12 protein-coding genes are annotated in these 14,895 nt (G+C 64.6%); 3 read left to right on the forward strand and 9 right to left on the reverse strand.

All coding sequences use genetic code 11. The features are described 5' to 3' along the window. Positions 1 to 129 precede the first annotated feature (129 nt). The 7 genes from J2X53_RS19410 to glpD form a co-directional block, all read right to left on the reverse strand. Positions 130 to 1,851, reverse strand: coding sequence for an ABC transporter substrate-binding protein (locus J2X53_RS19410; RefSeq protein ID WP_349039148.1), 1,722 nt, complete (start codon positions 1,849 to 1,851; stop codon positions 130 to 132). Between the two features lie 82 nt (positions 1,852 to 1,933). Next, a complete protein-coding gene (locus J2X53_RS19415; protein WP_349039149.1) occupies positions 1,934 to 2,347 on the reverse strand; it encodes a DUF2160 domain-containing protein in 414 nt (137 codons plus the stop codon). After that, a complete protein-coding gene (locus tag J2X53_RS19420) occupies positions 2,347 to 3,150 on the reverse strand; it encodes a carbohydrate ABC transporter permease (RefSeq protein WP_349039150.1) in 804 nt (267 codons plus the stop codon). The genes J2X53_RS19415 and J2X53_RS19420 overlap by 1 nt, the downstream gene beginning before the upstream one ends. After that, the gene (locus tag J2X53_RS19425; RefSeq protein ID WP_349039151.1) at positions 3,150 to 4,022 is read right to left on the reverse strand and encodes a sugar ABC transporter permease; all 873 of its coding nucleotides are present in this window, start codon (positions 4,020 to 4,022) and stop codon (positions 3,150 to 3,152) included. The genes J2X53_RS19420 and J2X53_RS19425 overlap by 1 nt, the downstream gene beginning before the upstream one ends. Beyond that, positions 4,022 to 5,098, reverse strand: a complete 1,077-nt coding sequence (locus tag J2X53_RS19430) for an ABC transporter ATP-binding protein (RefSeq protein WP_349039152.1) — start codon at positions 5,096 to 5,098, stop codon at positions 4,022 to 4,024. Before J2X53_RS19430 ends, J2X53_RS19425 begins: the two co-directional genes overlap by 1 nt. Position 5,099: 1 nt before the next feature. Then, positions 5,100 to 6,200: an ABC transporter ATP-binding protein gene (locus J2X53_RS19435; protein WP_349039153.1), complete on the reverse strand. Its 1,101-nt coding sequence runs from the start codon at positions 6,198 to 6,200 to the stop codon at positions 5,100 to 5,102. A gap of 10 nt (positions 6,201 to 6,210) precedes the next feature. Then, entirely contained in the window at positions 6,211 to 7,812 is a 1,602-nt protein-coding gene (glpD, locus tag J2X53_RS19440; protein WP_349039154.1) for a glycerol-3-phosphate dehydrogenase, read from the reverse strand. 259 nt (positions 7,813 to 8,071) lie between these two features. On the opposite strand from glpD, the gene J2X53_RS19445 reads away from it, so the two are divergent. Further along, positions 8,072 to 8,833 carry a DeoR/GlpR family DNA-binding transcription regulator gene (locus J2X53_RS19445; protein ID WP_349039155.1) on the forward strand — a complete coding sequence of 254 codons (762 nt, stop codon included), beginning with the start codon at positions 8,072 to 8,074 and terminating at the stop codon, positions 8,831 to 8,833. 192 nt (positions 8,834 to 9,025) lie between these two features. Here J2X53_RS19445 and J2X53_RS19450 read toward each other — a convergent pair whose 3' ends face one another. Together J2X53_RS19450 and J2X53_RS19455 are read right to left on the reverse strand one after the other, a co-directional pair. Beyond that, a complete protein-coding gene (locus J2X53_RS19450) occupies positions 9,026 to 12,154 on the reverse strand; it encodes an efflux RND transporter permease subunit (RefSeq protein WP_349039156.1) in 3,129 nt (1,042 codons plus the stop codon). A gap of 3 nt (positions 12,155 to 12,157) precedes the next feature. Then, positions 12,158 to 13,345 (reverse strand): efflux RND transporter periplasmic adaptor subunit, encoded by a 1,188-nt coding sequence (locus tag J2X53_RS19455; RefSeq protein WP_349039157.1) that lies wholly within the window; start codon positions 13,343 to 13,345, stop codon positions 12,158 to 12,160. A gap of 219 nt (positions 13,346 to 13,564) precedes the next feature. On the opposite strand from J2X53_RS19455, the gene J2X53_RS19460 reads away from it, so the two are divergent. Together J2X53_RS19460 and J2X53_RS19465 are read left to right on the forward strand one after the other, a co-directional pair. Next, positions 13,565 to 13,942 carry a diacylglycerol kinase gene (locus J2X53_RS19460; protein WP_349039158.1) on the forward strand — a complete coding sequence of 126 codons (378 nt, stop codon included), beginning with the start codon at positions 13,565 to 13,567 and terminating at the stop codon, positions 13,940 to 13,942. Positions 13,943 to 14,047: 105 nt separating this feature from the next. Then, positions 14,048 to 14,893, forward strand: a complete 846-nt coding sequence (locus J2X53_RS19465) for a shikimate dehydrogenase (RefSeq protein ID WP_349039159.1) — start codon at positions 14,048 to 14,050, stop codon at positions 14,891 to 14,893. Positions 14,894 to 14,895 lie beyond the last annotated feature (2 nt).

Genomic DNA, 14,895 nt, shown 5'->3' on the forward strand with positions numbered 1-14,895 from the left:
AAAGGCTTTTGGTGTTTTCTGTCCTTGAATATCCCTGCCGCAGGCATCCGGCAGGAGCGTCCCGCGCGGGGATATTCAAGGACAGAAACTGGGGCAAGGCAATTGCCCTGCCCCTTCCGTTTGTTCAGATCAGTTCCAGGATTTGATCAGCTCGTCATAGCTGATGGTTTCGCCCTGTGGCTTTTCGTTTTCCAGCTTGGCCACCGGCGCGCCGGGGGCATCAAGCCAGATCTGGGCGTCTTGCGGCTCGTTCAGTTTCGGGCCGATGTCGCCTTGCACGCCAGCGCGTTCGAGGCGTTCCATCACCCGCTCCTGCTCTTCACACAAGGCGTCGAGCGCTTCTTGTGGGGTCTTGGCACCGGACATGGCGTCGCCGATGTTCTGCCACCACAGTTGCGCCAGTTTCGGGTAATCCGGCACGTTGGTGCCGGTGGGCGACCATTGAACGCGGGCGGGGGAGCGGTAGAATTCCACCAGGCCGCCGAGTCTGGGCGCGCGTTCGGTGAAGCTTTCGTGGTCGATGGTGGATTCGCGGATGAAGGTCAGCCCGACATGGGATTTCTTCACGTCCACGGTTTTGGACACCACGAACTGGGCATAAAGCCAGGCGGCCTGCGCCCGGTCGACCGGGGTGGATTTCATCAGCGTCCACGATCCGGCATCCTGATAGCCGACCTTGGTGCCTTCCTGCCAATAGGCCCCGTGCGGGCTGGGGGCCATGCGCCATTTGGGCGTGCCGTCTTCGTTCATCACCGGCAGGCCCTCTTTGACCATGTCGGCGGTGAAGGCGGTGTACCAGAACATCTGCTGGGCGATGTTGCCCTGTGCGGGGACCGGGCCTGCCTCGCCAAAGGTCATGCCCTGGGCCTCTGGCGGGGTGTATTTCTGCAGCCAGTCGATGGCCTTGGTCACGGCATAGACCGCCGCCGCATCGTTGGTAGCCCCGCCACGCGCAACGCAGGAGCCGACGGGACGCGAATTCTCGTCCACCCGGATGCCCCATTCATCCACCGGCAGGCCGTTGGGTTCGCCCACATCGCCCATACCGGCCATCGACATCCACGCATCGGTATAGCGCCAGCCGAGCGAGGGGTCTTTCTTGCCGTAATCCATGTTGCCCCAGGCCGAGGCCGGGCCACCGGCATAGGTCATGTCGCGGCCGGTGAAGAATTCGGCGATGTCTTCATAGGCGGACCAGTTCAGCGGTACGCCGAGTTCGTAGCCATATTTTTCCTGAAAATCGGCTTTGGTTTTCTCGTCGTTGAACCAGTCGTAGCGGAACCAATACAGGTTGGCGAACTGCTGGGTTGGCAGCTGATACAGCTTGCCATCCGGCGCGGTGGTGAACGAGGTGCCGATGAAGTCGGCAATATCAAGGCCCGGGTTGGTCACCGCAGCCCCTTCGCCCGCCATCCAGTCATCCAGGATGCGGACCTGCTGATAGCGCCAATGGGTGCCGATCAGATCGGAATCGTTGATATAGGCGTCATAGATGTTCTCGCCCGACTGCATCTGCGTTTGCAGCTTTTCGACCACATCGCCTTCGCCGATCAGGTCATGGGTGATCTTGATGCCGGTCATCGCGGTAAAGGCCGGGGCCAGCACCTTGGCCTCGTATTCATGGGTGGTGATGGTCTCTGACACCACCTTGATATCCATGCCCGCATATGGCTTGGCGGCGTCGATGAACCATTGCATTTCCGCTTCCTGCTCGGCGCGGGTCAGCGAAGACATCTCGCCGATTTCGGCGTCGAGAAAGGCTTTTGCAGCCTCGATATCGGCCCAGGCGGGGGCCGATCCTGTGGCCATCAGCGCGAGCGCCATGGCGGTTGTGGTGTGGCGAAGTCTCATTCCAATTCCTCCCAGAAGTGTCAGACATCAGATGTGGGCCGGGCGGGAGTATTCCCCTCGCGCCGGGTCGTGGCCGACCTGTCTAGACCCAGCGGAACACCGCCGCGGCATAGACAAGGCAGAGGATGAGGGCACCCCACAGCGGGGCCCCGAAAAAGAACAGCCAGCCAAGGCAGATGAATGCCGAGCCGAGCAGCGAGATGAACAGCCGGTCGCCGCGCGTGGTTTCGATCCGCAGGATGCCGGTGCGCGGGGTCTCGGGAAAGCGGATCGCCAGCAGGGTGAAGCTGACCAGCAGGCAGGCGATGGTCCAGAAGAACAGTGCGACCGGCAGCGTCCAGGCCATCCAGCCGCCGGGGGTCATCGGGGCGAACCAGTCGATGGCGCCGTCCTTTTGCGGGGCGGTCAGCAGCAGGGCGGCGAGGCTGGCCACCATCACGGCGGCTGCGGCGAGGGTGATCAGTCTCCAGTTGGCGCGGTTTGGGGTGGTGGTCATCACACCCTCCCCAGGGCAAAGCCCTTGGCAATGTAGTTGCGCACGAACCAGATCACCAAGGCACCCGGCACGATGGTCAGCACCCCGGCGGCGGCGAGCACGCCCCAGTCCATGCCGGAGGCAGAGACGGTGCGGGTCATGGTGGCGGCGATGGGTTTGGCGTTCACCGATGTCAGGGTGCGCGACAGCAGCAGTTCCACCCAGGAGAACATGAAGCAGAAGAAAGCGGCGACGCCGATGCCGGATGCGATCAGCGGCATGAAGATCTTGACGAAGAATTTGGGGAAGGAATAGCCGTCGATATAGGCGGTCTCGTCAATCTCCTTGGGGACGCCGCGCATGAAGCCTTCCAAAATCCAGACTGCCAGCGGCACGTTGAACAGGCAATGCGCCAGCGCCACGGCGATATGGGTGTCGAACAGCCCGACCGAGGAATAGAGCTGGAAGAACGGCAGCGCGAAGACGGCAGGCGGCGCCATGCGGTTGGTCAGCAGCCAGAAGAACAGGTGCTTGTCGCCCATGAAGCTATAGCGGCTGAACGCATAGGCAGCAGGCAAGGCGACGGCGAGCGAGATCACCACGTTCAGCGTGACATAGATGATCGAATTGACATAGCCCATGTACCAGCTGGGATCGGTCAGGATCACCATGTAATTGCGGAAGGTCAGGTTCTGCGGAAACAGGGAAAAGCTGGACAGGATCTCGGTATTGGTCTTCAGGCTCATGTTCACCAGCCAGTAGATCGGCAAGAGCAGGAACAAAAGGTACAGGCCCATCACCAGAGCAGAGGGTTTGACGCGCATCATTTGGACTCCTGCCGGTCAAGATTGGTCATCACGGTGAAAAACACCCAGGAGACCAGAAGGATGACGAGGAAATACATCAGGCTGAACGCCGCCGCCGGGCCAAGGTCGAACTGGCCGATGGCCATCTTGACCAGATCAATCGACAGGAAAGTGGTCGAGTTGCCCGGCCCGCCGCCGGTGACGACAAAGGGTTCGGTGTAGATCATGAAGCTGTCCATGAATCGCAACAGGATCGCGATCAGCAGAACGCCCTTCATCTTGGGCAGCTCGATATAGCGGAACACCTTCCAGCGGCTGGCCTGATCAATCCGGGCGGCCTGATAATAGGCCTGCGGGATGCTTTGCAGCCCGGCATAGGCCAGCAGGGCGACCAGCGAGGTCCAGTGCCAGACATCCATCACGATCACCGTCATCCAGGCGTCAAGCGGATCGTTGGTGTAGTTGTAGTCGATGCCAAGCGCCGCCAGCGTGTGGCCCAGAAGGCCGATGTCAACCCGGCCAAAGATCTGCCAGATCGTGCCGACCACGTTGAACGGGATCAGCAAAGGCAACGACATCAGCACCAGACAGAACGAGGCCCAGAACCCGGATTTCGGCATGTTGAGCGCGATGTAGATGCCCAAGGGCACCTCGATTGCCAGGATGATGGCCGAGAACAGGATCTGGCGGCCAAGCGCGTCGTGCAGCCGCGACGAGGTGACCATTTCCTCGAACCATTCCAGCCCGACCCAGAAGAACTGGTTGTTGCCGAACGTGTCATTCACCGCGTAATTCACCACCGTCATCAGCGGCAGCACGGCGGAAAACGCCACCAGCACCAGCACCGGCAGCACCAGAAACCATGCCTTGTTGTTCTGCGTCTTGATCATCAGGCGGTCCCCCCCTGCACGCGCCAGTCGTCGGCGTAGACGTTGATCTTGTCCGGCGCAAAGGCCACATGGGTCAGATCCGCCCCGATCTCCTGCCCTTCGGGCGCGACGATGCTGAGCGGCTGGCCCATCACCTCGGCCCGGATCAGGCGGTGGCGACCCACATCTTCAACGCGGCGGATGCGGACCGGCAGGCCGTCGCCCCGGGTCAGGGTCGCATATTCCGGGCGGATGCCGATCTGGGTGCGCCCGGCCAGCGGGGCATAGGACGCGCCAAGCGCCACGGATTGCCCTTGCAGATGCGCATGGGTGCCGTCGATCTTTGCCTCCAGCAGGTTCATGCCGGGCGAGCCGATGAAATAGCCGACAAAGGTGTGCGCCGGGGTCTCGAACAGCTCTTCCGGCGTGCCCATCTGAACCACGCGGCCATCATACATCACCACCACCTTGTCGGCGAAGGTCAGCGCTTCGGTCTGGTCATGGGTCACGTAAATCATCGTATGGCCGAAATCGCGGTGCAGCTTTTTCAGCTGGGTCCGCAGCTCCCATTTCATATGCGGGTCGATCACGGTCAGCGGCTCGTCAAACAGGATGGCATTCACATCCTCGCGCACCATCCCCCGGCCAAGGCTGATCTTTTGTTTGGCGTCGGCGGTCAGCCCTTGCGCCTTGCGCGACAGCGTAGCCTCCATCCCGATCATCTGCGCGATGGCTTGCACGCGGGCGGCGATGTATTTCGGGTCCATCCCGCGGTTGCGCAGCGGAAAGGCAAGGTTGTCGCGCACGGTCATGGTGTCGTAGACCACCGGAAACTGGAACACCTGCGCAATGTTGCGCTCGGCGGTCGGGGCATCGGTCACGTCCCGGTCGCCAAACAGCACCCGGCCCTGGCTTGGGCGCAACAGGCCGGAGATGATGTTCAAAAGCGTGGTCTTGCCACAGCCGGATGAGCCCAGAAGCGCATAGGCGCCACCATCCTGCCAGATGTGATCCATCTGCTTGAGCGCGAAATCGGCATCTTTGCCGGGGTTCGGCAGATAGCTGTGCGCAAGGTTCTGCAGCGTGATCTGTGCCATGTCAGGCGGCCCCTTTCATATCTGACAGCGCATAGGGGGCGGGGGCGGCAAGGCGGCCGGTGGTGTCGAACAGATAGACATGCGCGGGGTCCAGCCAGACCGTCACCTCGGCCCCGTCGGCCAGATCCTGCACGCCATGCACCAGACCCACCCATCTGTCGGCGCCGTGATGCAGGTGAAGAAAGGTCTCTGATCCGGTGATCTCGGTCACGCTCAGGGTGCAGCGGAACGGGATGGCCTGCGGCGATGGTTGGTGCAACGCCAGATGGTTGGCGCGGAACCCGGCGGTATAGCTGCCATCCGGCAGATCGGCGATAGGGCCGGTGGCGGGGGTCGTCACCTCACCCAGCGCCAGTTGCGCAAACGTCTTGACGCAAGGGACAAAGTTCATCGGCGGATCGGAAAACACCCGCGCCGTGGTCATGTCGGCGGGCTGGCGGTATACCTGCGGCGTCGGGCCGAACTGCGTGACGCGGCCTTCGTGCAGTGCGGCGGTCTGGCCGCCCAGAAGCAGCGCCTCTTCGGGTTCGGTGGTGGCATACACAAAGATCGCGCCGGAAGCCTCAAAGATGCGCGGAATCTCGATTCGCAGCTCCTCGCGCAGTTTGTAATCGAGGTTGGCCAGCGGCTCGTCGAGCAGCACCAGCCCGGCACCTTTGACCAGCGCGCGGGCCAGTGCGCAGCGCTGCTGCTGGCCGCCCGACAGCTCCAGCGGGCGGCGGTCCAGCATCGGCGTCAGGCGCATCATTTCCGCCGTCTCACGCACCGCCTTGTCGATGGCTTTCGCCTCCTGCCCCATGATCTGCAGCGGCGAGGCGATGTTGTCATAGACCGACATGCCGGGGTAGTTGATGAACTGCTGATAGACCATCGCCACTTTGCGGTCCTGCACCCGCATGCCCGTCACATCCTGCCCGTCCCACAGGATGCGCCCGGTGGTGGGCACATCCAGCCCCGCCATCAACCGCATCAGACTGGTCTTGCCCGACAGCGTCGGGCCGAGCAGCACGTTCATCGTGCCCTTTTGCAGCGTCAGGCTGGTGGGGTGGATGTGCATTCTCCCCTCGACCGACCGTGACACGTCTTGCAGGTCCAGAGCCATGCGCGTTCCTTTATTCCGCAGCCGGGTATTCCGCAGCCGGGCGGGTTGCCCGTTGCGTGGTCATGAAATCGTCAATCGCTGCGATCTGATCACGGGTCAGGCGCAGGCCGAGCTTGCTGCGCCGCCAGACCACATCGGCGGCGTGGCGGGCGTATTCATGGGTCATCAGCCAGCGCAGTTCCGCCTCGGTCAGGGTCGCGCCGAAGTCGCGGCCCAGATCGGTGAGGGATTTTGCCGTACCAAGGATCGTGGCGGCCTCGGTGCCATAGGCGCGGATCAGGCGGGCGGCGTGATAGTCGCCAAGATAGGGGTGGGCGGCTTTCAGACGGGCGGTCAGGGCTGGCACGCCATCAACCGGGAAATCCCCGCCGGGCAGCGGCTGGCGCGCGGTCCATTTGCCCTTTGCGCCCGGAAAGAACGGGCCAAGCTTTTCCAGCGCGGATTCGGCCAGACGGCGATAGGTGGTGATCTTGCCGCCGAACACGTTCAGGAGCGGCGCGCCGGTCTGATCCAGACTGAGGACATAATCGCGCGTCGCCGCCGTGGCCGATTTCGCGCCGTCGTTATAGAGCGGGCGAACACCGGAATAGGTCCAGACCACATCGTCGCGGGTGACAGGTTTGGCGAAGTATTTCGACGCGAAGGCCAGCAGATAATCGCGTTCCTCATCCGTGCAGACCGCATCCTTGGGCGCGCCGTGGTGATCCTTGTCGGTGGTGCCGATCAGGGTGAAATCCTGCTCATAGGGAATGGCAAAGATGATGCGGCCATCCTCCCCCTGAAAGAAATAGCAGCGGTCGTGGTCATAGAGCTTGCGGGTGACGATATGGCTGCCGCGTACCAGACGCACGCCTTCGGTCGAATTGATGCGGGCGACGTTGCGGATGATATCCTCGACCCAGGGGCCACCGGCGTTGACCAGTGCGCGGGCGCGGTGGGTGGTGCGGCCCTCGGGGCCGTTGGTGACGACTTCCCAGTGGTCGCCGGTGCGGGTGGCACTGATCACCGGGGTTTCGACCAGGATCTGCGCGCCGCGTGCTTCGGCGTCGCGGGCGTTGAGCACGACGAGGCGGGAATCTTCGACCCAGCAATCGGAGTATTCGTACGCATGGGCGAATTTCGGGTTCAGCGCAGCCCCCGCCGGATCGCGCGCCAGATCCAGCGTGCGGGTGGCGGGCAGGATCTTGCGGCCGCCAAGGGTGTCATACAGGAACAGGCCCAGCCGGATCAGCCAGGCCGGACGCCGGCCCTTCATCCAGGGCATCACCAGCCCCAGTAGACGGCTGGTCGGTGTCGCGCCCTCAAACCGCATGTCGCGGTGATAGGGCAGCACGAAGCGCATCGGCCAGGAGATGTGGGGCATGGCGGTGAGCAGGGTTTCGCGTTCCTCCAGTGCTTCGCGCACCAGACGGAACTCGAAATACTCCAGATAGCGCAAGCCACCGTGAAACAGCTTGGTCGACGATGAAGACGTGGCCTGCGCCAGATCGCCCTGTTCGGCCAGAATGACCGACAGGCCACGCCCGGACGCGTCGCGCGCAATGCCGCATCCGTTGATGCCGCCGCCGATGATGAACAGGTCGGCCACGCCGGGCCGCTGGGCATCTGTCACGGTTGAATCCCCCTTTGGAAAGGTCAGCCTCCCCGGGGCAGACCCTGCATCACGACTCTGGCATCGGTCAACGATTTTATTCGTTTATGCGCGCTTTTATTTGAAACGAACATTTTGACGCGCTAGGGTCTGGAAATGGCACTGAACCCCGGGAAGCATGCTGCAAACGCGCAAAAACGAATGCAGATGCAGCATTGAGGCGACAGGTGGCAAAGCAGGCTGGCCTGTGGCAAAAGGCGGGATCAGAGGGGCGAACCGAGTGGCGTTGAATTTCCGGCAGACTGGCATATTGGAGATCGCGCGGCAGGAAGGCCGGGTGGTGGTCGAGGATCTGGCGCATCGGTTCGAGGTGACGCTGCAGACCATCCGCCGTGACCTGACCGAACTGTCCGAGGCCGGGCATCTGGACCGGGTGCATGGCGGCGCGGTGCCGCGCACTGGCGTGGCCAACATCGGCTACGAGGCGCGGCGCAAAATGAACGAAGCGGCCAAGGCAGCAATCGCGCGGGCCTGTGCGGCGATGATCCCCGACAATTCCTCAATGATCCTGAACCTTGGCACCACGACCGAGGCGGTGGCGCGCGAGCTGGTGAACCACCGCAACATCACCGTAGTCACCAACAATATGAATGTCGCCAACTCGCTGGTGGCCAATCCGGGCTGTGAGATCATGGTGGCGGGCGGCGCCCTGCGGCGCAGTGATGGCGGGCTGGTGGGCGAGCTGACCACGCAGTTCATCGAACAGTTCAAGGTGGATTTCGCCATCATCGGCACCTCGGCGCTGGACCGCGACGGCGACCTTCTGGATTTCGATCTGGCCGAGGTGCGCGTCAGCCGCGCGATCATCCGGCAGGCGCGGCAGTCGTTTCTGGTGACCGATCACACCAAGCTGGGCCGGTCGGCCCCGGCGCGGATTGCCAGCCTGTCAGAACTGGATGCGGTGTTCACCGATCAGGCGCTGCCTGACAATCTGATGGCAGCCTGTGAGGGTTGGGGCACGCGGGTGGTGGTGGCGGAGTAGGCCTCACACGTTTGCGCGGCGGGGCCGCTCTGCTGAACTCGCCCCACGAATGTGATTGCCCGTACCTTGGGTGCCACACCCTGACCTCTGCCTTGTGCGGTTGGGCGGGGTTCACCCCGCCATTGTTGCGACCTCTGTGGGCAAAGGCGGGGTGAACCCCGCCCTACGCATGCTCAAAGAGGGGGAGGGGGGCTATTCAGCGGGGTGCGGGGCAGGTTTTGACTGCGCCGCCGTCTGCAATTCTGCCGCCAGTAATGCCCCCTCGGCCGCGCGCGACCGGGACAGACCTGCCAGCAGCAGATAGGCGACAGGGGTGATGTAGAGCGTGGCCAGCGTGGCCAGCCCCAGCCCGCCGACGATGATCGAGCCCAGCACAGAGCGCGCCTCGGCCCCAGCACCTTGCGCCAGCAGCAGCGGCAGGCCGCCCAGAACGGTGGCGACCATGGTCATCATCACCGGGCGCAGGCGCGCGACAGAGGCTTGTTCGATCGCCTCACGCACCGATGCGCCCTTTTCCCGCAACTGATCGGCAAATTCGACGATCAGAATCCCGTTCTTGGCCATGATCCCGACCAGCAACACCAGCCCGATCTGGGAATAGACGTTCAGGCTGCCGCCGGTCAGCAGCAGCGCAAAGATTGCACAGGCGAGGCCCAGCGGCACGGTGGCCATGACGATGATGGCCGAGACAAAGCTTTCGAACTGGGCCGACAGCACCAGAAACACCACGATCAGCGCGATCCCGAAGGTGATGGCAAGGCCGGAGGAGGTTTCGCCTAGCGTCGCCGCTTCGGCCAGCGGCAGGATGCGGGTGTTGTCGGTGAGCAGATCACCGGCCATCGCCTGCACCTGCGTGAGAGCATCGCCAAGCGCGAGCTCGGGCGTCAGGCCCGCCGTGATCGGCACGGCGCGCATCTGCGACTCACGCTCCAGCTGCGGGGCGACGGCGCGTTCGGTCAGGGTGACAAAGGTCGAGATCGGCACCATCTGGCCGTCGCGGGTCGGCACAAAGATCCGCTCCAGATCGCCGGGGTCGTTGACCGGATCGGCGTTGGAGACAAGGCGGATGTCAAAGCTGTTGTCATCCAGAAACAGCGTGCCCACGGTGCGGCCATCCAGCACGGCCTGCAACGCCTCGCCCATGCCGGCGATCTGGATGCCCAGATCTTCGGCGCGGGCGCGGTCGATCTCGACGAACAGCTGGGGCTGGGTGGTGTCATAGCCAAGGCGGACTTGCCCGAAGCGCGGGTCGGCCTCCATTTTTTCCACCAGCGCGCGGGCGGATTCTGCAAGGTCGTCGTAATTGTCGCCCACCAGCGCAAACGACAGGCCCTGCCCCGCGCCACGGATGCCCAGCGAATTGGGCTGCAGCGCAAAGGCGCGCACCCCGATGATGTCACGCAGCTTGCCACTGAGTTCGGCGGCAATCTCTTGCTGGCTGCGCGCGCGGTCGGCCCAGCCGGCCAGCGTGATCACGATAAAGCCGCGACTGTCCTGCCCGCCCATGCCGGCGATGGCAAAGACACTGGTGACCTCGCCGCTGTCGCGCAGCGGATCGACCAGCGCCTCGATCTCGCGCATGCGGGCGTCGGTGTAGTCGAGCGAGACGCCTTGCGGAGCCTGAACCGACAAGAGGATCACGGCGCGGTCTTCGGGCGGGGTCAGTTCCTGCCGCAGGTTGGGAAAGATCGCCACGGCGAGGGCGGCAAACAGCACCGCAAAGGTGACGGCGATCAGCGGTGCAGAAAGGCACAGGTGCAGGGTGCGGGCATAGATCCGCGACAGCCGGTCGCCCAGCCGGGTCATGAAGCCGGTCTGCTCCTGATGCGGGCGCAGCAGTTTGGCGGCCAGCACAGGGCAGAGGCTGAGCGCGGTGACCGAAGACAGCAGCACCGCGATGGCAAGGGTAAAGCCGAACTCGCGGAACAGCCCGCCGGTCTGGCCCGGCAAGAACGACAGCGGGATGAAAACGGCGGCCAGCGTGGTGGTGGTGGCCAGCACGGCAAAGAACACCTGTTGCGTGCCCAGCACTGCCGCCGCCCGCGCGCCCATGCCCTCAGAGCGGCGGCGCACGATGTTTTCCAGCACCACGATGGCATCATCGACCACCAGCCCGGTGGCCAGCACCAGTGCCAGCAGGGTGATGATGTTGATCGAGAACCCGACGATCCAGATCGCGGCCAAGGTGCCGATCAGCGCGACCGGCATCGCGATGATGGGGATCAGCGTGGCGCGCGGGTCGCGCAGAAAGACAAAGATCACCGCCGTCACGATCAGCACCGACAGGATCAGCGCCAGCTTGACCTCGCTGATCGCGCCGTCGATGAAATCGGCGCTGTCCGAGGTGATGAACATCCGTACATCATCGGGCAGCAGCGGTTGCAGGTCAGCGACCACCTGCCACACCGCCTCGGATATGGCCAGCGAGTTGCCGTTGGCCTGCCTTATGATGCCGATGCCGATGCCGGTTTCGCCATTGGCGCGCAGGATCGACGCGCCGGGATCAGGGCCCAGCGTGACCTGCGCGACATCGCCCAGACGGACGTTGCCCGCAATCGTCAGGGCCTCGATCTGCTCGGCGGTGCGGATGGCGGCGGTGGTGCGGACCAGAAGGCTCTGGTTTTCGGAACTGAGCGCCCCGGCGGGCGAATCGAACGCGGCATTGCCCAGCACGGCGCGCAGATCCGCGAGGGTCAGGCCCCGGGCGGCCAGCTGCATGAGGTCAACATCGACACGGAACGACAATTCGCGCGCGCCAAAGATCTGCAGATCGGCCACGCCGGGGGCAGAGAGCAGCCGCGACTCGGCGAGGTCAGAGACCAGCGTGGTCAGCTCATCGGCGCTGCGCCGGGACGAGGTGACAGCCACGCGCAGGATGGCATCGGCGTCGGCATCGGATTTGACCACACGCGGCGCATCGGCCCCGTCGGGCAGGTTGTTGACCTGCCGCGCGACGGCATCGCGCAGATCGGTGGCGGCGACATCCAGATCAACGCTGTCGTTGAATTCCACCGTGACCCGGCTAGAGCCGAAGCGCGACGAGGACGAGATGGATTTGACACCCGCGACCCGGCCCGCAGCCCCTTCGATCACCGCTGTCACCTCGCGGTCGATGGTCTCGGGGGCGGCCCCGGAATAGCTGGTACTGACCGAGACCACGGGCCGGTCCACCGCCGGCAATTCGCGCACATCCGCGCCCATCAGCCCGGCAAACCCGGCGATCACGATCAGCGCGTTGAGCACAAAGGCGAGGATCGGGCGGCGGACAAACAGCGCGGTGCTTTGTCCCATGGCGGCGGTCGGGGTGGGGCGGCTTTCCATCGGTCAGCTCCTTGGGGCTGCGATAGAGACTTCGGCCCCCGGACGCAGGGCCTGCACGCCTTCGGTCACCACCAGATCACCGGGCAGCAGTTCGGCTTCGATCAGCACGGCATCGGCGTTGCGTTGCAGGATGCGGATCGGCAGACGTGTCGCCTTTGCCGCGCGCACCACCCAGACAAAGGCACCGCCATCGCCCCATTGAATCGCCAGCGGGCTGACGGCGGGAACCTCAGCCCCGGTGAATTCCATCGAGATGCGAAACGCCATCCCGGCGCGCAGCCGGTCATCGGTGTTGGCGATGCTGGCCTGAACCCGCAGGGTGCGGCTGGCCTCATCCACCCGGTTGTCGACCGCGATCACCCGGCCTTCGATGGCGTGACCGGGGGTCGAGATCGGGGTGGCCGAGATGACGGCACCGGGGGAGACCTGCGCCGCGACCCGTTCCGGCACGCGGAAATCGACGATCAGGTTCGAGCGGTCCTCGATCCGGGTGATTGTGGTGGTGGAGGTGACCAGATCGCCGATCTGCGGTTCAATCAGCCCGACATAGCCGGAGACCGGGGCGGTCAGGATGTGGTCTTCGAGATCCTGTTCCGCCGACTGTAGGCCCAGTTCGGCGGTGCGCAGCGCCAGTTCGGCATCCTGCTGTTGTAGACTGGTGGTGGTGCCCGACTGCGCCAGTTGCGCCAGCCGGTCAATGGTGCGCTGCGCATCAGCCAGCACCAGACGCGCGCGTTCGACCAGCAATTGCGCGGTGCGGGCATCGAGTTCGGCCAGCACCGCCCCGGCCTCGACCCGGTTGCCGGGGGCAACCCGCAGCGCGGTGATCCGGCCGGTGACGCCGAACGACAGATCCACCGATTGCGCGCCGCGCGCTGACCCGATGGCGTCGATCACATTGCTGAGCACCCGGCGCTCAGGCTCGGCGGCGATGACCTGCACGCCGCCCCCGCCACCTGCCCCCTGCCCGCCGCCCGGACGGGCGGTGGCGCTGGCCTCTGCCGCGTCGGCGGGCACGACACCCAGCGCGGTCAGCGGGGCAAGCAACCCTGCGCTGTCCAGCCAGGGTCGGGTTCCGGGCACGAAGCGTGCGGCGAGCGGTGTGGCTATTGCGACAATCACGACGATTGCCACAAGTTGCGGCACGAGTTTCATACGGGGTCCGGTCCCTTCGTTTGGCGGCGCGGCCATGACATATGATTTTGTCCGTAGATAATAGGCCCCCCGTGTCAAAGGGGAAGCGTGCTGACTGGAAATTGACCACGCGGGGCGGGGGAAAGCTGCACGATTGCCTGTTGTGGTCGCAGTTTGCCCCCAAGCTGCGCGGGTTGGCCTGCGCGGCATCTGCTGGACATCGCCGTGCGGGCGGGCAAGGCTGCGCCGGACGGCACTGGCCGGGGAGGGGACTGAATGATCGTCAAACCGCCGCGCAAGGGCCTGTGGCATATGGTGGACGCCACCGGCTATTCGCTGGCCGGGTTGCGGCGGCTGCTGGCGGAAACCTCGGCCCGGCAGGAACTTGCGGGCGGGGCTCTGGGGGCTTTGGTGTTGATCTGGGCGCAGGCGGGGGTGTGGCACTGGCTGGGATTTGTGGTGCTGTTTGCCGCGCTGCTGGCGGTCGAGGCGCTGAACACGGCGATAGAGGTGGTGGTCAACCACATCTCACCCGGCTGGTCAGAGGCGGCGAAACAGGCCAAGGATCTGGGTTCGCTGGCGGTGGCGCTGATGATCCTGGCCAATCTGGCCTATGTTGGCCTGATTGCACTGCGGGTAATGACCGACGGATAGGGCGCGTATCCCGGCCTTTGGGCCGAGCCAAAGGCTCTGGTGGCGCGACAGCCGATCCGCTATCTGCCGCTGCGTTGAACGGGTGACTGCCGCAGGAGCGATGCGATGACCGGACCTATCCGCCTTGGCCTGATCGGCGACAATATCGCCGCCTCGCAAGCGCCACGGCTGCACCGGCTGGCCGGCGCGCAGAACGGGCGGCGGGTGGTTTATGACCGGCTGGTGCCGCCCGCGCTTGGGCTGAGCTTTGACGATCTGTTCACGCAGGTTGCGGCAGGCGGCTATCGCGGGGTCAATGTGACCTATCCGTACAAGGAACTGGCGGCGGGACGGGTGGCGATTGCGGACCCGCTGGTTCGGGCGATGGGGGCGGTGAATACGGTGGTGTTCGGCCCGGACGGGCCGCAGGGATTCAACACCGACCATACTGGCTTTATCGCGGCCTACCGTCAGGCGCGCGGCGCGGCGGACCCCGGACCGGTGCTGCTGATCGGCGCGGGCGGGGTGGGCAAGGCGGTGGCCTTTGGCCTGATCGCCCTTGGGGTGCGGGAGCTGCGCATTGCTGACCACGACCTGCCAAAGGCGCAGGCGCTGGCCGCCGCATTGCAGGCGGCGCGGCCCGGTCTGATCACCCGGACCGGCGGGGCGGCGACGGAACTGGCCGCCGGGGTGGCCGGGGTGATCAACTGCACGCCGGTCGGCATGGTGGGCTATGACGGCACCCCATTGCCCCGTGCGGATCTGGCGGCGGCGGACTGGGTGTTTGACGCGGTCTATACCCCGGTGGAGACGCAGTTTCTGCAAGACGCGGCATCCGCCGGGCTGCAGGTGATTTCCGGCTATGAGCTGTTCATCGGGCAAGGGGTGGACGCCTGGCACATCTTTACCGGGCTGCCGCTGGATGTGGCCCGCCTGCGGCATGCGCTTGCCAAAGGGCAGGACGCACCCTGAGC

This window comes from Pseudotabrizicola sp. 4114 (assembly GCF_031457365.1).
Lineage (GTDB): Bacteria > Pseudomonadota > Alphaproteobacteria > Rhodobacterales > Rhodobacteraceae > Pseudotabrizicola.